Below are 19,877 nucleotides of genomic sequence, written 5' to 3'. Positions count from 1 at the left end.
CCATGGCGACCGTGGATTTCGACAGCCTGCTCGCGCAGGCCCGCCGCGACGGACGCAGCAGCCTGTCCGAACCGGAGGCGAAGCAGGCACTGGCTGCAATGGGCATCGCGGTGCCGGCCGGCGAGGTGGCGGCCGATGCCGCGTCGGCCGCGGCGATCGCGGCACGGCTGCCCGGGCCGTTCGCGGTCAAGGTGGTCTCGCCGGACATCCTGCACAAGAGCGATGCACGCGCGGTCAGCATCCGGCTGGCCGACGCCGATGCGGTACGTGTCGCGGTCGAGACGATGTCGGCCGAACCGGCGGTGCAGGCCGCGCGCGTCGACGGCTGGCTGGTCGAACGCATGGCCGCACCCGGTGTCGAGATGGTGATCGGTGCGGTGCGCGACCCGCAGTTCGGCATGATGGTGATGGTCGGCCTCGGCGGCGTGTTCGTCGAGGTACTCGGCGATGTTGCGTTCCGGCTGGTGCCGGTCGCGCGCCATGAGGCCGAGTCGATGATCGATGCGCTCCAGGGCCGTGCCCTGCTCGACGGTGCGCGCGGCCGTGCCCCGGTGTCGCGCGCCGCGCTGGTCGACCTGCTGCTCACGGTCGGCGGCGAAGGCGGGCTGCTGCACCGGCATGGCGATTCGATCGCGGAACTCGACCTGAACCCGGTGATCGTGTCCGCCGATGCGGCGGTGGTGGTCGATGCGCGGGTGATCCTCGCGCCTGCCGCCGGCGCGGCGGGCGCGATGCAGGCGCGCGCGGCGGCCGCCTTGGACTACGCTCGGCTGTTCGCGCCGAAGTCGGTTGCCGTGCTCGGCGCGTCCGCGACCGAGACCTCGATCGCCAATACCTTCATCCGCCGGATGAAGAAGTTCGGCTATGCCGGTTCCATCTGGCCGATCCATCCGTCTGCGCCCGAGGTCGAGGGGCTGCCCGCCTTCCGCAGCCTCGCCGAGACGCCTGGCCCGGTCGACTATGCGTATGTCGCGATCAGCGCCGCAAGGGTGGCCGATGCGCTCGCGGCCGGTGCCGGCCGGCTCGGTTTCGCACAGGTGATCTCGAGCGGCTTCGGCGAGGTCGAGGAGGGCCGCGACCTGGAGCACGGGCTGGTCGAGGTCGCGCGCAACGGCGGCTTCCGTGTGATCGGGCCGAACTGCCTCGGGCTGTATTCTCCGCGCGGCGGGGTCACCTTCCCGGACGACGCGCCGCGCGAGACTGGCAGCATTGGCGTGCTGGCGCAATCCGGCGGGCTGTCGACCGACATCGTCAAGCGCGGCCAGGCGCGCGGCGTGCGCTTCTCGGGGCTGGTGACCATCGGCAACAGCGCCGATGTCGGCGCGGCCGAACTGGCTGGCTTCTACATGGCCGATGACCGTACGCGGGCGCTCGGCCTGTACCTGGAGTCGGCCAAGGACGGCCGGGCGCTGTTCGACCTGCTGCGCTCGCCGCGTGCCAAACCGGTGGTGCTGCTCAAGGGTGGCCGCACCCGCCAGGGCCACCTGGCGGCGGCCTCGCATACCGGCTCGCTCGCCGGCGACCTGCGCGCCTGGGAGGCGTTGTGCGAACAGACGCCGTGCGTGATGGTCGACACCGTCGACCGCTTCGTCGATGGGCTGCTCGCGCTGCAGGTACTGGAATTGCGCCCGTCCCGGCCGACCCGGCGCGTCGTGCTGTTCGGCAACGGGGGTGGCACCAGCGTGCTGGCCGCCGACTGCTTCTCGTCGGTCGGCCTGGACATCCTGCCGATGGACGAGACGGCGGTGGAGGCGATGCGCGCGCTGAAGCTGCCGCCAGGCACCGGCATCGTCAACCCGATCGACACGCCGGTCGGCACGCTGCTGCAGAGCGGCGGCGCGGTGGCGGGGAAGATCCTCGACATCGTCTACGTGTCGAGCGGCGCCGATGCGCTGGTGATGCACCTGAACCTCGCCGCGTTCGTCGGCCGCAGCGCCGGCGACCCGGTCGAGACGCTGATCGGCATCGCCGAGCAGGTCGGGCGGGCGCGCCCGGGCCAGCTGCATTTCATGCTGGTGCTGCGCTCCGACGGCTCGCGCGAACTCGACGATGCGCGCCGCGAGTACCGTCGCCGCGCGCTCGCTGCAGGCATCGCGGTGTTCGACGAGATCGCCGACGCTGGCCATGCACTGGCCGCAGTGTCGAAGCTCGAACATCGCCTCGCCGCGCGCGGTCGGGTCTGACCCCGGGGTCAGACCCCGGGGTCAGACCCCAGGGTCTGCCCGCGGACCGGGGCCGGCCGGATAGGCGACAATCGCAACACGAACCCGCTCAGGAGTGCAGCAGATGCCGATCATCGATGTGAAGAGTGAAATCACCGGCAACGTGTGGAAGATCGTGGCCCAGGTCGGCGACGTCGTCGAGGAAGAGGCGCCGATCATGATCCTCGAGTCGATGAAGATGGAAATCCCGGTCACCGCGCCGGAGACCGGCACGCTGGTCGAGATCTGCGTGACCGAAGGCAGTACCTGCAGCGAAGGCGCGGTCGTCGCCCGCCTGCAGGTCTGAGCGACGGTGACGCGATGATCCGCAAGCTGCTGGTCGCCAACCGCGGAGAGATCGCCTGCCGCGTGATCCGCAGCGCGAAGGCGCTCGGCATCGACACCGTCGCGGTGCATTCCGAGGCCGACGCGGACGCGCTCCATGTCGCGCTGGCCGGGCAGTCGGTGGCGATCGGACCTGCCGCCGCCACCGAGAGCTACCTGCTCGCCGACCGGGTGCTCGCCGCAGCCGTCGCGACGGGGGCCGATGCGATCCATCCCGGTTACGGTTTCCTGGCCGAGAACGCGACCTTCGCCGCGGCGGTCGAGGCGGCTGGCCTCATCTGGGTCGGGCCGACGCCGCAGTCGATCGACGACATGGGCGACAAGGAACGCGCCCGCGCGATCGCCCGCGCCGCCGGCGTGCCGGTGCTGCCGGGCAGCGAGCGCTTCGCGCCGGGCGATGCGCCGCCCGATGCAGCGAGGCTCGAAGCCGCGGCCGCGGCGGTCGGCTATCCGCTGCTGGTCAAGGCAGCGGCCGGCGGGGGCGGCATCGGCATGCGCCGGGTCGACGATGCGTCCGGCGTCGCCGCTGCCGTCGCGTCGACCCAGGCACTCGCCGCACGCGCATTCAAGGACGGGTCCGTCTACCTAGAGCGTTACGTGCCGCGCGCTCGCCATGTCGAAGTGCAGGTGTTCGGCTTCGGCGATGGCCGCGCCGTGCACCTGTACGAGCGTGACTGTTCGACGCAGCGTCGCTTCCAGAAGGTGATCGAGGAAAGCCCCGCGCCGGGCCTGTCCGAGGCGACCCGCCTGGCGATGTGCGAAGCGGCGACGGCGCTCGCGTGCGAGCAGCGCTATCGCGGCGCCGGTACGGTCGAGTTCGTCGTCGACGCCGACACCGGCGAGTTCTTCTTCCTCGAGATGAACACCCGCATCCAGGTGGAGCATCCGGTGACCGAGATGAACACTGGCACCGACCTGGTGGCGATGCAGTTGCTGTTGGCCGGCGGTGCCGCGTTGCCGGTGCAGGAACAGGCTGGCATTGCCGCGAACGGCCACGCGATCGAAGTACGTTTGTACGCGGAGCGTCCGCTGAAGGGCTTCCTGCCTTCAACCGGCACGCTGGCGACCTTCGAGATGCCAGCGGCCGGGGATGGCCTGCGCGTCGATGCCGGCGTGCGCGCCGGCGATGCGATCAGCCACTGGTACGACCCGATGATCGCGAAGGTGATCGCCCACGGGGCCAGTCGCGGGGAGGCGATCGACCGCCTGCTCGTCGCGCTCGGCGAGGTGCGTATCGAAGGCGTCGAGACCAACCTGCTGTTCCTGCAGCGCACGCTCGACCATCCATCGTTCCGGGCGGGCGAGGTGTTCACCGGCTTCATCGATGTACACAAGGCGGTGCTGCTGGCGAAGTGAGCGTGCGGCAGTCCTGGCCTTCCGGTCGCGGTCGAGCTCCGTTCGGGTAGAGTCGCTACCCTCTGCGCAGATGCCGCAAGTGCAAGGGAGTAGCCCGACGGTGAAGATGGCCGAGAATTCGTTGTTCGCGATCCTGCTGCGCGCGCGCTGGTGGATCAGCTTTGCGATCGCAGCCGCACTGGTGCTGCTGTCGTTCGTGCTGCTGCCCGATACCTTCCGGCTGATGGGCATCGTCGCCGGGCTTCCGTTCGCCGTAATCGGGGCGATCGCGCTGCGCAGGCAATGGGGGCGTCCCGGCGCGGCGCAGGTGGCGCGCATCACCGAGGCGGCAGGCGCGATGGCCTGGCCGGCGTTCGCCGCGCTGCTCGAGTCGTCGTTCCGGCGCGATGGTTGCACCATCGCCCGGTCCAATACCGACGCCTTCGATTTCGAACTGGAACGTCCCGGCACCGAGCATGCCGGGCGCAAGGTGCTGGTCAGTGCACGGCGCTGGAAGGCCGCGCGTACCGGCATCGAACCGCTGCGTGCGCTGCAGGCCGTGCGCGAGGCGCGCGGGGCTACGGGCGCGATCTACGTCTGCATCAACGAAGTGTCCGAGGGTGCGCGCCGTTTCGCCGACGAGAAGGGCATCACGATCTGGCAGGCGGGCGAGGTCGCGCATGCGCTGCACGGGTTGCCGATGGGGGGCGCTAGCGGCGGCGCCACGCCTGGCCTCAGTCGAACCTGATCTTCAGCTTCGGGAGCAGCTTCTCCCAGCGCGCCACGCCTTCGCGCATCTTCGCTTCGAACGCCTCGGGTGTGCTCGGCGACGGATCGAAACCGGCGCCTTCCAGCGTCTTGCGGCTGCCCGGATTGGCAAGGATGGCCGCCACCTCGGCATTGAGCTTCTTCACCAGGTCGCGCGGCAGCTTCGGCGGGCCCGCCAGGCCCATCCACTGCGCGAGGTCGACGCCCTTGACGCCGGCCTCGTCGAGGGTCGGGATATCCGGCAATGCGCTGGAACGCGCCGGTGAGACCACCGCCAGGATGCGTACCTTGCCGGCGCGGTGGTGCGGGATCACCGGCGAGGAGCCGAGCACCACGATCGGGATCTGGCCGCCCACCAGGTCGATGATCGCCGCGCCACCGCCCTTGTAGGGGATGTGGGTCATGTCGATGCCGGTGGCGAGCTTGATCATCTCGCCCGCCAGGTGCTGCGGATGGCCGTGCCCGGACGAGCCGAAGGACAGCTTGCCCGGCACGGTACGGGCATGGGCGACCAGTTCCTTCAGGCTGGTGGCCGGCACCGCGGTGTGCACGGCCAGCACCAGCGGCTGGGTGGTCAGCAGGCTGATGCCGGTGAAATTGCGCGGATCCCAGGGCAGGTTGCGGTAGGTGAACGGCAGCAGCGTGGACGAATCGCTGGCGGTGCCCAGCGTATAGCCATCGGGGGCTGCGCGTGCCAGCAGTTCGTAGCCGATGGTGCCGCCGGCGCCGGACCGGTTGTCTGCGATGAACTGCTGCCCATAGGAGGCGCTGAGGCGCTCGGCCACCACGCGCGAGACCAGGTCGGCCGCGCCGCCGGGTGCGAACGGGACGATCATGCGGACGGGCCGGGCCGGCCACGCTTGCGCCGCCGCTTCGGGCGGCGCGAACGGGCCCGTGAGCAGGCCCACGGACAAGGCCCCGAGCACGGGCAGGAAGAAGCGGGATGCGCGCATCAGCAGGACTCCGGTCTTGCAATGTCGAGTCGGGCATCGTGAAGTATCCTGACCATTGCCGCAACCCGGAGGACACACCGCATGGCTGTTTCAGGAAACGCGAGGACCGGAGCCCGACCGGCGACACCGAACGTGCTGTTGATCCTCGCCGACAACCTCGGCTGGGGCGAGCTCGGCTGCTACGGCGGGGGCGTGCTGCGTGGCGCACCGACCCCGCGCATCGACGCGCTGGCCGCGCAGGGCCTGCGCCTGACCAATTTCAACGTCGAGAGCGACTGCGTGCCGACCCGCTCTGCGCTGATGACCGGCCGCCATCCGATCCGCACCGGTGCGCTGCAGTCGGTGCCGGCAGGGCTCCCGCAGGGGCTGATCCCGTGGGAGGTGACGCTGGGCCAGCAGTTCGGCCGCCAGGGTTATGCCACTGGCTGCTTCGGCAAGTGGCATCTCGGCGATCGCGCCGGGCGCCATCCGCACGACCGCGGCTTCGACGAGTGGTACGGCATCCCGCGTACGACGAACGAGAGTCTGTTCACCAGCACGCCGGGCTTCGATCCCTCGGTGGTGCCGATGCCGTACGTGATGGCCGGGCGTGCGGGTGAGGCCGCCATCGAACACCATGTATACGACCTCGATGCGCGGCGCCGGATCGACAGCGAACTGGCCGACCATGCGATCGACTTCATGTCGAGGCAGGTGGCCGCCGGCAAGCCGTTCTTCGCCTACGTGCCGCTGACCCACCTGCACTATCCGACGCTGCCGCATCCCGAGTTCTCCGGCCGCACCGGCGCGGGAGACTTCGCCGATTCGATGGTCGAGATGGACTTCCGTACCGGGCAGATGCTCGATGCGCTCGACCGCCTGGGCATCGCGGACGACACTGTCGTGATCTTCGCCAGCGACAACGGCCCCGAGTTCCGCCGCCCGTGGCGTGGCACCGCCGGCCCGTGGACCGGCACGTACCACACGTCCATGGAAGGGTCGCTGCGCGTCCCGTTCATCGTGCGCTGGCCGGGCCATGTGCCCCCGGGGGCGGTCAGCGATGCCATCGTGCATGTGACCGACCTGTTCCCGACGCTGTCGCGGGTGGCCGGCGCCACCGTGCCCGACGATCGCCCGATCGACGGCATCGACCAGCTGGCCTTCCTGCTGGACCCGTCCACCGGGTCGAATCGCGAAGGTTTCGTCTATTTCATCAAGGACGAACTGCGTGCCGCCAAGTGGCGCGACTGGAAGATGCACTTCGTCTGGGAACCCGAGCCCAACACCGGCACCAACCACCTCGAAGCACCGTACCTGTTCAACCTGGTACGTGACCCGAAGGAAGAGACCGACCTGAACAGCACCGGCGACGGCTGGGCACGCGGGCCGATCCGCCGGATGGTCGTCGCATTCCAGCAGGGCCTGAAGGCCAACCCTCCGATCCCGCCCGGTTCTCCCGACGACTATCGGCCCGCGCCGAAGAAGGATGCGCCATGAATGAACCCGTGAAGCCGCTCGCGCTGCCGCCGCGCAGCCGCAAGCCGCGTACGCGCGGCCTGACCTCGATGATCGATTTCGGGCCGGACACCTTCGGCTGGACCGGAGCGGTCGGCGGCATCGAGCCGCTGTTGCAGGCCTGCGGCGACTACATCGACTTCGCGAAGATCTATGCGATGAATGCGCTGCTGCTGCCGCGCGACGTGGTGAAGGCGGCGGCGCGCTGCTACCGGGAGCACGACGTCGTGCCGTTCGCCGGCGGCATCCTTTTCGAGTACGCCTGGCAGCGCAACGAGCTCGACGGCCTGGAGGCACTGCTGGCCGACCTCGAGATCGGCGGGCTCGAGATCTCCGAGAACTACGTCCAGCTCACGCCGGACGAGCGGGCGCGGATGATCGAGCGCTTCCAGAAGCGCGGCATCTACATCAAGTATGAATTCGGTCGCAAGTCGCCGACCGAGCCGCTGTCGCTGGACGAACTCGGCTCGGTGGTAGAGGCGGTGGGCCGACAGGGCATCGAGCATGTGATCGTCGAACAGTCCGACTTCGACATGCTGGTGGCCGCGCGCGCCGATGCGATCGACCGACTGCAGGAACAGCCGTGGTTCGACCGCCTGCTGATCGAGGCCGATCCCTACCGCTTCCCGAAGCAGTGTGCGGAACTGGTGCAGACGTTCGGGCCCGAAGTGAACCTCGCGAACATCACGCCCGGGCAGGTGCTGCGGCTGGAAGGGTTCCGCCTCGGCATCGGGCGGGCGGTGGACTACTCGATCATCCAGCGCTGACCGCGGCCGCTCAGGCGAAGAACGACTCCAGCAGCTGCGCGACGGCCGCCGGCTGGTCGTGGTGCAGCATGTGCCCGCATTCCTCGAGCCGTTCCAGCCGCATGCCGGGGACCGCGGCGCAGCGCTGCGCGAACTGCTCGGGCGTGTCGAGCCGGAAACCCTGCTTCGCAGGGTCGCTGGCCATCACCCACAGCACCGGGCAGGCGATCCGGTTCCAGCAGGCGTAGACCTCGTCGAGGCGGGTCTGCTGTGCATGCAGTTGCTTGTGCCGGGGGTCGGCACGCAGCACGAAACCGCCGCCGACGGCCGGCCGGGCCCAGTGGGGCGCCAGGAAGGCTGCGCGTTCCGCTGTCAGGCGCGGGTTGTTCTTGCGCAGCCGTCGCGCGACGTCGTCGAGCGACGGGTAGGGCCGGAACGTCGCCGGCTTGCGCTGCTGGTCGAGCCAGCGGACGAAATGCTCCGGGGCGCGCGTGGCATCGTAGCGGTGTCCGCCGAAACCTTCGAGGGACACGATCCGCGACAGGCGTACCGGGCGCAGGCCGGCATAGGACATCAGCACGTTGCCGCCCATCGAATGGCCGACCACCCGCGCTGGTTCATCGGGCGACAGCCGATCGAGCAATGCATCGAGATCTGCGAAGTAATCCGGGAACTCGTAGCCGTGTGAAGCCCACGAGGACAGGCCGAAGCCGCGCCAGTCGGGAGCGATCACATGCCAGTCGCGCTGCAGCGCGTCGACCAGGAAGGCAAAGGACGCCGAAACATCCATCCAGCCGTGCAGGAGGAACAGCTTCGGCGCGCCTTCGGTACCCCACTCGCGCACATGCAGGTCGAGCCCGTGGACTGCCAGCCAGCGCGACCGGTCTTGCCTTCTGGTCATGCTGGTGCGCTGCGTCCCTGGGCGTAGGTCTTCTCGCGCTGGCTCTGGCAGGCGATGCAGCGCGTGGCTGCCGGATAGGCGAACAGGCGGGCGAACGGGATGTCGACGCCGCAGTCGATGCAGTCGCCGTAGTCGCCTTCTTCCATGCGCTTGCGCGCACCTTCCACCGCCTTGAGCTCGACCAGTTCGCGTTCGATCATCGCTGCATTGATGTCGACCATCTGGTCGGCGACCGATTCGTCGCCGGAGTCGTTCACCTCGCCGGCGAGATCGGCGTAACGCTCCGAGCCGGTCGCCTTGAGGTCTTCGCGGATGTCGCGGGCGAGCTCGGCATGCCGCTTCTCGAGTGCGGCGCGCAACTGGTCCATCTGCTGATCGGTGAGTTCTGACACGTATCGGTACTCCGTCGTTGCCTGGATTCGGAAAACCCGCGACTGTAGCGCAATACCGAGTCGCTCCGTTGACTGCTTCGAGTCGTTTCCGATCCTGCCGTCCGCAAGCGGATGCACGCCGCCACGCGCCCGGTGGCTGCTAGACTCGCGTTGTCTGCGCTGCGTGGCGCCTGTTTCGAGTGGAGTGGTCAGGGTGTCAACGGCAGGGTGTGCTATCGATTTCGGTACCTCCAATTCCTCCGTGGCTCTGCTGGGTGCCGTTGGGGGCATCACGGCGCATGAAGCCTTCAGGCTGGTCTCGCTGGAAGATACGCAAACAGCGATCCCGACCGCGGTGTTCTTCAGCGGCGAGGACGGATCGCGCGCGTTCGGGCGTGCGGCGGTGCAGGCGCACGTCGAGGGCCATGAAGGCCGGCTGATGCGCTCGATCAAGAGCATCCTCGGCTCCGACCTGATCGACCGTACCACCGAGGTCGGTCCCGGCTTCATGGTGAAGTACCTGGACGTGGTGGTCGCGTTCCTGCGCCACCTGCGCCAGCGCGCCACGCAGGCCGCCGGCAAGTCGGTGGATCGTGCGGTGATCGGGCGTCCGGTGTTCTTCGTCGACGACGACCCGGCGCGCGACGCAGCGGCCGAGCGCACGCTGGCTGCCGCTGCCCGCACGGCGGGTTTCACCGAGGTCGCGTTCCAGTTCGAGCCGATCGCCGCTGCGCTCGACTTCGAGCGCACCGTCTCGCGCGAGACGCTGGTGCTCGTCGCGGATATCGGTGGCGGAACCTCCGACTTCTCGGTGGTGCGCGTGGGTCCGAAGCTGCGCAGACGGGTCGACCGCAGCGCCGACGTGCTGGCGAACCATGGCGTGCACGTGGCCGGCACCGACTTCGACCGCGAGGTGAACCTGGCGGCGATCATGCCGCTGCTCGGCCTCGGTTCCGAGGGACGCAGCGAGTCGGGCGCGTCCATCCGCGTGCCGAATGCGATCTACCATGCGCTGTCGACCTGGCACCTGATCAACACGGTATACCTGCCGAACCGGCTGATCGAGCTGCGCCAGATGGCGAGCCTCTATGTCGACCAGCGCCTGCACCGGCGGCTGATGACGGTGCTCGAATGCCGGCTCGGGCATGGGCTGGCCGCGATGGCCGAAGCCGCGAAGATCGACGTCTCGATGCACGGCCATGCGCAGATCGACCTGTCTATGGTCGAGGACGCACTGGCGGGCAGCTTCGACGCCGGACGCCAGCAGGCCGCGCTGTCGGAGTCCATCGGCCGGATCGCCGGCGCCGCGCGGCAGGCCATCGAGCAGGCGGGGCTGTCGCCGTCGCAGATCGATGCACTGTACTTCACCGGCGGCTCGACAGCGCTCGCCTCGCTCGCCACGGCGATCGCCGCGGTAGTGCCCGATGCGGCGCAGGTCGAGGGTGACCGCTTCACCAGCGTGGTGAGCGGCCTTGCGCTGGATGCATCGAGGCGATTCGGCTAGCGCCCGCCGGTCGCAGGCTCGGACTCGCCGCCGGACCATCCTCCGCCCAGCGCCCGCACCAGCACCACCGATGCGTCGAACTGGCGCCCCAGCACCGAGAGTGCGGCCTGTTCGGCCGACAGCAGCGACGTCTGCGCGATCACCACGCTGCTGAAGCCGACCAGCCCGGCCTTGTACTGGTTCAGCGTGATCTGCAGCGTCTGGCGTGCGAGGTCGACGGCGCGCGCCTGTACTGCCGCTTCGTCGGACAGTACCCGCAATGCGACCAGGTTATCCTCCACCTCGACCAGCGCAGCCAGCACCGTCTGCCGGTACTGCGCGACGCGCTGATCGTAGACCGCCACGTTCTGCTCGACCACGCCGCGGCGGCGGCCCGCATCGAACAGGGGCAGCGCGAGCGACGGGCCGAGCGACCAGTAGCGGGCCGGAGCCGTGATCCAGGTGGACAGGTCGGTCGACCGGAACCCGGCTGCGCCGGACAGCGTGAGCGAAGGGAACCAGGCGGCGGCGGCCACGCCGATCTGCGCATTGGCTGCGGCGACCCGCCGCTCGGCAGCCGCGATGTCCGGGCGCCGCTCGAGCAGTGCCGAGGGCAGGACCAGCGGCAGTGGCGACGGCAGCGGTGGCAGTGTCCCTGGCGCTATCGTCAGCGCGGCCGGTGGTCGACCGATCAGCAGTGCGATCGCATGCTGCAACTGCGCCTGCGGCACCTGGGTGTCGATGAGCTGCGCCTCGACCGAAGCGAGCTGGCTCCGGGCCTGGATCACGTCGGAGCGCGGCACGACGCCGGCGGCGTAGCGGTTCTCGGCGATCAGCAATGCGCGGCGGTTCGCCTCGACGGTCTCGGCCAGCAGTTGCGCCCGACGTTCGGCCACGCGCAACTGGAAGTAGGCCTGCGCCAGCGCGGCGCGCGCGGACAGCCGTGCGGCCGCGAGATCGGCTGCGCTCGCCTGGGCGCTCGCCTCGCCGGCTTCCAGGGTGCGCGCGATGCGGCCCCACAGATCGACCTCCCAGCTGACGCTGACCCCGCCGTCCTGTACGGTCGCGTTACCGCCCGCGGTGGTGATGCCGGTGCGCGGGTTGGTCGTCGCCGGCGACTGGCTGCGCGTGGCCTGCGCGTTGGCCGTGATCGTCGGGAACAGGCCGGCGCGCGCCTGGGTGATCAGCGCCAGCGCCTGCCGGTACTGCGCTTCCGCGGCGCGGATGTTCTGGTTCGACGGTTCGATCGCGGCGATCAGCGTGTCGAGCCGGGGGTCGCCGAACACAGTCCACCAGGCATCGTTGCGCGACAGGTCCTGCGGCGTCGCCGGCTTCCAGAGGCCGGCCTGTTTCCAGTCCGCCGACACGGGGGCTTCCGGGCGGCGGTAGTCCGGTCCCACCGCGATGCATCCGCCGAGCAGCAGCGCCAGGGCCGGCGCGGCCAGACACGGGCGCACCCACGCGGTCGTCGTGCGCGTCAGGGCAGCGCCGGGCGGCGCGGCGCGATCGGGTCTCGTCATGCAGGGACCTCCCGGTCCGGGTGCCCGCCACCGCTGCGGCTGGCGCGGCGGCGGATGAAGAAGTGACGAAGGCGGTCGAGGTGCAGGTAGACGACCGGCGTGGTGTAGAGCGTCAGCACCTGGCTGACCAGCAGGCCGCCGACGATCGCGATGCCGAGCGGCTGGCGCAGCTCCGCGCCGTCGCCCTGGCCCAGCGCAAGCGGCAGCGCACCGAACAGCGCCGCGAGCGTGGTCATCAGGATCGGCCGCAGTCGCAGGCGGCAGGCCTCCTCGATGGCCTCGCGCGGGCCTGCGCCGCGATCGCGCTCTGCGGCGAGCGCGAAGTCGACCATCATGATTGCGTTCTTTTTCACGATGCCGATCAGCAGCAGCACGCCGATCATGGCGATCAGGTTGAAATCGCTCTGCGCGATCATCAGCGCGAGCAGCGCGCCGACGCCAGCCGACGGCAGCGTGGACAGGATCGTGACCGGATGCAGGGTGCTTTCGTAGAGCATGCCGAGCACGATGTACATCGCGATGAAGGCCGCGAGGATCAGCAGCGGCTGGCTGTCGAGCGATTGCGTGAACAGTCGCGCGGTGCCCTGGAAGCCGCCGTAGAGGCTGCTCGGCGCACCGATGGTGGCGAACGTGCGGTCGATCGCGGCCTGTGCGGTCGACAGGGATACGCCCGGTGGCAGGTTGAACGAAGCGGTGGCAGCCGCGAAGCCGCCCTGGTGGAAGATCGACAGCGGGGTGTTGGCCGGGCCGAAGGTTGCGATACGGGTCAATGGCACCGTGCGGCCATCGGCGGTGACGAAGTTGAAATCGCGCAGGATCTCCGGGCTCTGCCAGTAGCGCGGCTCGACTTCCATCACCACCCGGTACTGGTTCAACGGGTTGTAGATGGTCGACACCTGGCGCTGCCCGAACGCATTGTTGAGCGACGCGCTGATCCGGCGCATATCCAGGCCCAGACGCGCGGCGGCGTCTCGGTCGAAGGTGATCGTCGTCTGTTCGCCGCGGTCCTGGATGTCGGTGCTGACGTCGACCAGTTCCGGCAGCGCGGCAAGCGCATTGCGCAACCTCGGCTCCCAGGTCCGGAGCGCCGACAGTTCCTCGGCCAGGATCGTGTACTGGAACTGGGCGTTCGATTCGCGCGCGCCTGCGCGCAGTTCCTGCACGGCCGACAGGAACAGTTGTGCCCCCGGTACCTGGGTGAGCTGCGGCCGCAGTCGGGCGATCACCTGGTCGGTGGACAGGTGTCGCTCGGACAGTGGCTTCAGCGTGATGAACAGGAACCCCGAGTTGCGCGCGCCGCCACCGGTGAAGCCGACGACGGTCTCGACCGCCGGGTCCTTGCCGACGATAGCGACGAAGGCCTCGAGCTTGCCCTGCATCGACTGGAACGAACTGCTCTGGTCGGCGCGCAGCCCGCCGGCCAGCCGGCCGGTGTCCTGCTGCGGGAAGAAGCCCTTGGGCACGATCGTGTACAGCCACACGTTCAGGCCGATGGTCGCGAACAGGATCAGCAGCATCAGCCATGCGTGGTCGAGCACCCAGGACAGGCTCGACGCGTAGCCGTCGACCACGCCGCGCCAGGCGCGGGATACGCCGCGCAGCAGAATGCCGGGGCGGCGCGGCAGGCCGGCGAGGCCCGTGCCGGCGACGCGCGCCTTCAGCAGCCGGGCGCACATCATCGGCGTCACGGTCAGCGACACCACCAGCGAGACCAGCACCGCGGCCGACAGCGTGATCGCGAATTCCCGGAACAGGCGCCCGATCAGCCCGCCCATGAAGAGGATCGGGATGAACACCGCGATCAGCGACAGGGTCATCGACAGCACCGTGAAGGCGACTTCGCCCGCGCCGACCAGCGCGGCACGCATGGGCGCCATCCCTTGCTCGATGTGCCGTGTGGTGTTCTCCAGCACGATGATCGCGTCATCGACAACGAAGCCGGTGGCGATGGTCAGCGCCATCAGCGACAGGTTGTTCAGCGAGAAGCCGGCGAGGTACATGAAGCCCAGCGTCCCCACCAGCGACACCGGGACCGCGACGGCCGGGATCAGCGCGGAACGCCACTGCCCCAGGAATACGAAGGTGACGCCGATGACCAGCGCAATCGCGATCAGCAGCGTGTGCCACACCTCGCGCAGCGATGCGCGGATGCTGGGGGTGCGGTCCTGCACGATGTCGAGCTGGATGCTGTCCGGGATCGACGCGCGCAGCAGGGGCATCAGCGCGTAGATCCGGTCGACCGTGTCGATGATGTTCGCATTGGGCTGGCGGTTGACGACCAGCAGCACCGCCGGCCTGCCGTTGGCGAGCCCGGCGTTGCGCAGGTCCTGTACCGAATCCTCGATCTTCGCGATGTCGCCGAGCCGGATCGGGTTGCCGTTGCGGTAGCCGACGATCAGCGGAACATAGTCGGCCGCAGTGCGCGCCTGGTCGTTTGCGCCGATCTGCCAGGTTCGCTCGCCGTCGTCGACCGATCCTTTGGGGCGGTTCGCGTTGGCCGCGGCGATCGCCGCGCGGATCTCCTCGGTACCCATGCCCTGGCGCGCCAGCGCATCGGGGTTCAGCCCGATGCGTACCGCCGGCAGCGCGCTGCCACCGACGGTGACCTGGCCGACGCCATCGACCTGCGCCAGCCGTTGCGCCAGCACGGTCGAGGCCGCGTCGTACATCTGGCCCCGCGACAGCGTCGGCGAGGTCAGCGCGAGGATCACGATCGGCGCGTCGGCCGGGTTCACCTTGCGCCAGGTCGGGTTGCTCGGCATGCCGGTTGGCAGCAGCGGGCGTGCGGCATTGATGCCCGCCTGCACGTCGTTGCCGGCATCGTGGATGTTGCGCGACAGGTCGAACTGGATCGTGATCCGGGTCGAACCGAGCGAGCTCGAGGAGGTGATCTCGGTGACCCCGGCGATCCGTCCGAGCGTACGCTCCAGCGGGGTGGCGATGGTGGCTGCCATCGTCTCGGGGCTCGCGCCGGGCAGCCCCGCGTTGACCACGATGGTCGGGAAGTCCACCTGCGGCAGCGGCGACACCGGCAATTGCGTGAAGGCGGCCAGGCCCGACAGCAGGATCGCCAGCGTCAGCAGGGTGGTGGCGATCGGCCGCGCGATGAACGGCGCGCTCAGGTTCAGCCCGACCGGCTTCATGCGGGCTGGTGCACGTCGCCGCGCCGCCCTGAGGACAGCCGGTCGAACGCCAGGTAGATCACCGGCGTGGTGAACAGCGTGAGTACCTGGCTCACCAGCAGGCCGCCGACCAGCACGATGCCGAGCGGGTTGCGCAGTTCTGAGCCGGTGCCGCTGCCGAGCATCAGCGGCAGCGCCGCGAACAGCGCTGCGAGGGTGGTCATCATGATCGGTCGGAAGCGCAGCAGGCAGGCCTGGTAGATGGCCTCGCGGGGCGCCATGCCATGCCGGCGTTCGGCGTCGAGCGCGAAGTCGATCATCAGGATCGCGTTCTTCTTGACGATGCCGATCAGCAGGATCACGCCGATGATCGCGACGATCGACAGCTCCGAGCCGGCGAGGATCAGCGCTGCCAGCGCGCCGATCGCCGCCGAGGGCAGCGTCGACAGGATGGTCACCGGATGGATGAAGCTCTCGTAGAGCACGCCCAGCACGATGTACATCGTGACGATCGCCGCCAGCACCAGCAGCAGGGTGTTCGAGAGCGAGGCCTCGAACGCGCGCGCGGCACCCTGGAAGGCACTGGTCATGCTGGCGGGCAGGCCCATTCCGGCCTGTGCCGCCCGGATCGCCTCGACGGCTTCGCCGAGCGAATGGCCGGGTGCCACGGCGAACGAGATCGTCGATGACGGAAACTGCGACAGGCGCGAGATCACCAGCGGCGTCTGCCGCTCGTACACGCGTGCGATCGCCGACAGTGGCAGCGCACCGCCGCCGGGCTGCACCAGGTGGATCGCGTCGATGCCGCGCGGGCCGCGTGCCAGCGCCGGATCGACCTCGATCACGACGCGGTACTGGTTGGACTGGGTGAATATGGTGGAGACCAGCCGCTGGCCGAACGCGTTGTACAACGCATTGCCCACCTGCTGCACCGAGATCCCGAGCCGTCCGGCGGTGTCGCGATCGATGTCGACATAGGCCTGCAGGCCGCCGTCCTGCAGGTCGTTGCCGACCGTCGCGAGCTGGGGCAGCGCGCGCAGCCGCTCGGTGAGCCTGGGCACCCATTCGGCGACCTTGGCCGGATCGCTGTCCTGCAGCGTGAACTGGTAGGGCGCCTTGCTGACGCGGTCTTCGATCGACAGGTCCTGAACCGGCTGCAGCGACAGCTCGATGCCATCGACTTCGCGCGCGCGCGCGAGCAGCCGCGCCATCACGGCTGGCGCCCGCTCGCCGCGTTCCTCGAGTGGCTTCAGGTTGATCAGCAGGCGGCCGGTGTTCAGGGTGGCGTTGGTACCGTCGACTCCGATGAAGCTGGTCAGGCTGGCTACCGCCGGGTCCTTTTCGATTACCGCCGCCAGGCGCTGCGACCGGTCGGACATCGCCTGGAACGACACCGATGCGGGTGCCTGGGTGATCCCCTGCAGCAGGCCGGTGTCCTGTGCCGGGAAGAAGCCTTTCGGCACCGCGATCCACAGCAGTACCGTGAGCACGAGCGTGATCGCGGCGACCAGCAGGGTCAGCGCCTGGTGTTCCAGCACGCGGGTCAGTGCCCGGCCATAGCCGGCGACGATGGCATCGAGGAATCGTTCGCTCGCCCGGAACAGCCTGCCCGGCGTCTGCCCGGCCTTTTCCTTGAGCAGCCGTGCGCACATCATCGGCGTGAGCGTCAACGAAACCACGGCAGAGATTAGGATGGCGACCGCCAGCGTTATCGCGAATTCGCGGAACAGCCGGCCGACGACGTCGCCCATGAACAGCAGCGGGATCAGCACCGCGATCAGCGAGAACGTGAGCGAGATGATCGTGAAGCCGATCTCGCCTGCACCGATCAGTGCCGCTTCCATCGGTGACTTGCCTTCCTCGACATGGCGCGCGATGTTCTCGATCATCACGATCGCATCGTCGACCACGAAGCCGGTGGCGATGGTCAGCGCCATCAGGGTGAGGTTGTTGATCGAGAAGCCGGCGAGGTACATCACGCCGAAGGTACCGACCAGCGAGAGCGGCACCGCGAGGCCGGGGATCAGCGTGGCCGGCAGGCTGCGCAGGAACAGGAATATCACCAGGATCACCAGCACGATCGCCAGGATCAGTTCGAACTCGGTGTCGGCGATCGCGGCGCGGATGGTCACGGTACGGTCGGTCAACACCGTCACCTCGACCGCCCCGGGCAATCCGGCGCTGACCTGCGGCAGCATCGCCTTCACCGCGTCCACCACCTGGATCACGTTTGCGCCGGGCTGGCGCTGCACCGACAGGATGATCGCCGGCGCCGAGCCGCTCCACGCCGCGAGCCGGGTGTTCTCGGCACCGTCGACCACGTCCGCGACCTCGCGCAGGCGTATCGGCGCTCCGTTGCGGAAGGCGAGCGTCAGGTTTCGGTACTCGTCTGCGCTGCGCAACTGGTCGTTGGCGTCGATCGTCGAGGCTTCGAGCGGTCCGTCGAAGCTGCCTTTCGGCTGGTTGACGTTCCACGCGGCGATCGCGGTGCGCACGTCGTCCAGGTTCAGGCCGTAGGCGGCGAGCGCCGCCGGGTTCAGGCGCACGCGCACCGCCGGTCGCTGCCCGCCGGCGATCGACACCAGGCCCACGCCTGGCACCTGCGCGATGCGCTGGGCGATACGTGTCTCGATCAGGTCGCGCACCCGAGGCAGCGGCAGCGTCGGCGAGGTCACCGCGAGGGTCAGGATCGGCGTGTCGGCCGGGTTCACCTTGTTGTAGATGGGCGGGGCGGGGAGGTCCTGCGGCAGCAGGTTCGATGCGGCGTTGATCGCCGCCTGCACCTGCTGTTCGCCGATGGACAGATCCAGCCCGAGCGAGAAGCGCAGCGTGATCACCGACGCTCCGCCGGAGCTGCTGGATGACATCTCGTCCAGCCCCGGCATCTGCCCGAACTGCCGCTCCAGCGGCGCGGTGATGACCGAGGCGACGATGTCCGGGCTGGCCCCCGGATAGAGCGTGACCACCTGGATCGTCGGATAGTCGACCTGCGGCAGCGCCGACAGCGGCAGCAGCCGCCAGGCGACCAGCCCGCACAGCAGGATCGCCAGCATCGCGAGCGAGGTCGCGACCGGGCGCTGGATGAACAGCCGCGACGGATTCACTTCGCGGCGCCGGGGGCGGCTCCGGTGCCGGCGGCAGGCGCGGTTGCGGCGGTGCTGCCGGGGGCTGCTCCGGCCGGCACCTCGGTGGCCGGAGCGCCGCCGGCGGGGGCATCGCCCTTCTTTTCGCCGTCGCGCCGCCGCTGGCCGCCCTTGCCCTGGCCGGAGCGGTCGGCGACCTCGACCCGCATGCCTGGACGCAACCGGTCTGCGCCATCGATCACCACCCGGGTACCGGCGGTGAGTTCCCCTTCGACGGCCACCTGTTCCGGCGTCGATGGACCCGGCTTCACCGGCACCACCCGTACCCGGTTCTCCTCGTCCAGTGCATAGACGAACGTGCCCTCGCGACCGCGCTGTATCGCCGCCGGCGGCACCAGGATGGCATCCTCGAGCCGGTCGAGCTTGAGCCGCACGTTCACGAACTGGTTCGGGAACAGGGCGCCGTCCGCATTCGCGAACTGCGCCTTCAGCCGGACGGTTCCGGTCTGCGTGTCGATCTGGTTGTCCGCGGTGAGCAGCACGCCGGTCGCCAGCCGGTTCAGGTTGGAGCGGTCCCAGGCCTCGACGCGCAGGCGCGCGCCCGCCTTTAGCTGCGCGAGTACTGGCGGCAGGGAGTCCTCGGGGATCGGGAACACCACGGTGATCGGCGCGATCTGGGCCAGGGTGACCAGCCCGGTGGTGTCGCCGGCGCGGATCAGGTTGCCGGCGTCGACCAGACGCAGGCCGGCGCGGCCGCCGATCGGTGCCGTGATCCGGGTGTACGACAACTGCAGCTTCGCGTTGTCGACCTGCGCCCGGTTGGCGAGCAGCGTGCCCTCGTACTGGCGGACCAGGGCCTCCTGGGTATCGACCTGTTGCCGGGCGATCGAGTCCTGGGCGAGCAGGGTGCGGAACCGTTCCAGGTCGACCCGAGCATTGCGCAGCAGCGCTTCGTCGCGCGCCAGTGCGCCGGTCGCCTGCTGCAGGGCGACCTCGTACGGTGCCGGGTCGATCTCGGCCAGCAACTGGCCGGCCTTGACCATTTCGCCCTCGCGGAACAGCACGCGCTGCAGCGGTCCGTCGACCCGGGAGCGCACCACCACGGTGTTGCGCGGGGTGACCGTGCCCAGCCCGGCCTGCACGATGTCCATCGGACCGACCCGCACCTGGCGTACGCCTACCACCGAGGGCGGGCCACCGCCGCCCTTCCTGCCGGTGCCGTCGCGTCGCCCCTCGGCCGGCACCGCCGCCGACTTGCCGTCGGCACCCCCCTTGTCCGCGCCTGCCGCCTTCTCGGCACCCGCTGCCTTCGCCGGCCCCTTCGTCGCCGTGGCCGCCGCGCTTCGGCTGCGCTCGACAGCCAGCCAGACGGTGGCCGCCGCGCCGCACAGCACCGCCGCCAGCACGGTCCAGCCGAGCCAGCGCCTGCGTCGAGGCATGGCGGCCGGGCCTCCGGGTGCGGTGGCGGAACGGCCGTCTGCCATTTCCGGGCGGGCTGCGGGATCGGATTCGGACATGGGCGGGATCGCTGCACGGGCGCAAGGAGAATGCGGAC

The 19,877-nt window shown here is 69.5% G+C and carries 14 protein-coding genes; 7 read left to right on the top strand and 7 right to left on the bottom strand.

Annotated elements, in window-relative coordinates; translation table 11 throughout:
* Positions 1 to 2: 2 nt before the first annotated feature.
* The 4 genes from ING98_16660 to ING98_16645 all read left to right on the top strand — a co-directional run bounded on the left by ING98_16660 (position 3) and on the right by ING98_16645 (position 4,629).
* Positions 3 to 2,183, top strand: a complete 2,181-nt coding sequence (locus tag ING98_16660) for an acetate--CoA ligase family protein (protein ID MCA3103500.1) — start codon at positions 3 to 5, stop codon at positions 2,181 to 2,183.
* A gap of 103 nt (positions 2,184 to 2,286) precedes the next feature.
* Positions 2,287 to 2,508: an acetyl-CoA carboxylase biotin carboxyl carrier protein subunit gene (locus tag ING98_16655; GenBank protein ID MCA3103499.1), complete on the top strand. Its 222-nt coding sequence runs from the start codon at positions 2,287 to 2,289 to the stop codon at positions 2,506 to 2,508.
* 14 nt (positions 2,509 to 2,522) lie between these two features.
* Positions 2,523 to 3,902, top strand: coding sequence for an acetyl-CoA carboxylase biotin carboxylase subunit (locus tag ING98_16650; protein ID MCA3103498.1), 1,380 nt, complete (start codon positions 2,523 to 2,525; stop codon positions 3,900 to 3,902).
* Between the two features lie 106 nt (positions 3,903 to 4,008).
* Positions 4,009 to 4,629 (top strand): restriction endonuclease, encoded by a 621-nt coding sequence (locus ING98_16645; GenBank protein ID MCA3103497.1) that lies wholly within the window; start codon positions 4,009 to 4,011, stop codon positions 4,627 to 4,629.
* On the opposite strand, the gene ING98_16640 is transcribed toward ING98_16645, so the two are convergent.
* The gene (locus ING98_16640; protein MCA3103496.1) at positions 4,616 to 5,602 is read right to left on the bottom strand and encodes a tripartite tricarboxylate transporter substrate binding protein; all 987 of its coding nucleotides are present in this window, start codon (positions 5,600 to 5,602) and stop codon (positions 4,616 to 4,618) included. The two genes, ING98_16645 and ING98_16640, sit on opposite strands and share 14 nt — an antisense overlap.
* Before the next feature lie 81 nt (positions 5,603 to 5,683).
* On the opposite strand from ING98_16640, the gene ING98_16635 reads away from it, so the two are divergent.
* Positions 5,684 to 7,078, top strand: a complete 1,395-nt coding sequence (locus ING98_16635) for an arylsulfatase (GenBank protein ID MCA3103495.1) — start codon at positions 5,684 to 5,686, stop codon at positions 7,076 to 7,078.
* Positions 7,075 to 7,863, top strand: coding sequence for a phosphosulfolactate synthase (locus tag ING98_16630; GenBank protein ID MCA3103494.1), 789 nt, complete (start codon positions 7,075 to 7,077; stop codon positions 7,861 to 7,863). Before ING98_16635 ends, ING98_16630 begins: the two co-directional genes overlap by 4 nt.
* 10 nt (positions 7,864 to 7,873) lie before the next feature.
* On the opposite strand, the gene ING98_16625 is transcribed toward ING98_16630, so the two are convergent.
* Both ING98_16625 and ING98_16620 read right to left on the bottom strand, forming a co-directional pair.
* Entirely contained in the window at positions 7,874 to 8,743 is an 870-nt protein-coding gene (locus ING98_16625) for an alpha/beta hydrolase (protein MCA3103493.1), read from the bottom strand.
* The gene (locus tag ING98_16620) at positions 8,740 to 9,111 is read right to left on the bottom strand and encodes a TraR/DksA C4-type zinc finger protein (GenBank protein ID MCA3103492.1); all 372 of its coding nucleotides are present in this window, start codon (positions 9,109 to 9,111) and stop codon (positions 8,740 to 8,742) included. Before ING98_16620 ends, ING98_16625 begins: the two co-directional genes overlap by 4 nt.
* 208 nt (positions 9,112 to 9,319) lie before the next feature.
* Between ING98_16620 and ING98_16615 the strand changes: the two genes are divergently transcribed.
* Entirely contained in the window at positions 9,320 to 10,618 is a 1,299-nt protein-coding gene (locus tag ING98_16615; GenBank protein MCA3103491.1) for an Hsp70 family protein, read from the top strand.
* On the opposite strand, the gene ING98_16610 is transcribed toward ING98_16615, so the two are convergent.
* From ING98_16610 to ING98_16595, 4 genes are read right to left on the bottom strand one after another with little or no spacing between them, the layout of a single operon-like run.
* Positions 10,615 to 12,078 (bottom strand): efflux transporter outer membrane subunit, encoded by a 1,464-nt coding sequence (locus tag ING98_16610; GenBank protein ID MCA3103490.1) that lies wholly within the window; start codon positions 12,076 to 12,078, stop codon positions 10,615 to 10,617. The two genes, ING98_16615 and ING98_16610, sit on opposite strands and share 4 nt — an antisense overlap.
* 35 nt (positions 12,079 to 12,113) lie before the next feature.
* Positions 12,114 to 15,245, bottom strand: a complete 3,132-nt coding sequence (locus ING98_16605) for a multidrug efflux RND transporter permease subunit (GenBank protein MCA3103489.1) — start codon at positions 15,243 to 15,245, stop codon at positions 12,114 to 12,116.
* A gap of 11 nt (positions 15,246 to 15,256) precedes the next feature.
* The gene (locus ING98_16600; GenBank protein MCA3103488.1) at positions 15,257 to 18,343 is read right to left on the bottom strand and encodes an MdtB/MuxB family multidrug efflux RND transporter permease subunit; all 3,087 of its coding nucleotides are present in this window, start codon (positions 18,341 to 18,343) and stop codon (positions 15,257 to 15,259) included.
* Positions 18,340 to 19,761, bottom strand: coding sequence for an MdtA/MuxA family multidrug efflux RND transporter periplasmic adaptor subunit (locus ING98_16595; GenBank protein ID MCA3103487.1), 1,422 nt, complete (start codon positions 19,759 to 19,761; stop codon positions 18,340 to 18,342). Before ING98_16595 ends, ING98_16600 begins: the two co-directional genes overlap by 4 nt.
* Positions 19,762 to 19,877 lie beyond the last annotated feature (116 nt).

Source organism: Rhodocyclaceae bacterium (assembly GCA_020248265.1).
GTDB lineage: Bacteria > Pseudomonadota > Gammaproteobacteria > Burkholderiales > CAIKXV01 > CAIKXV01.
The sequence above is the reverse complement of the archived record's forward strand: the minus strand, read 5'-3'. Positions and strand labels throughout refer to the sequence as shown.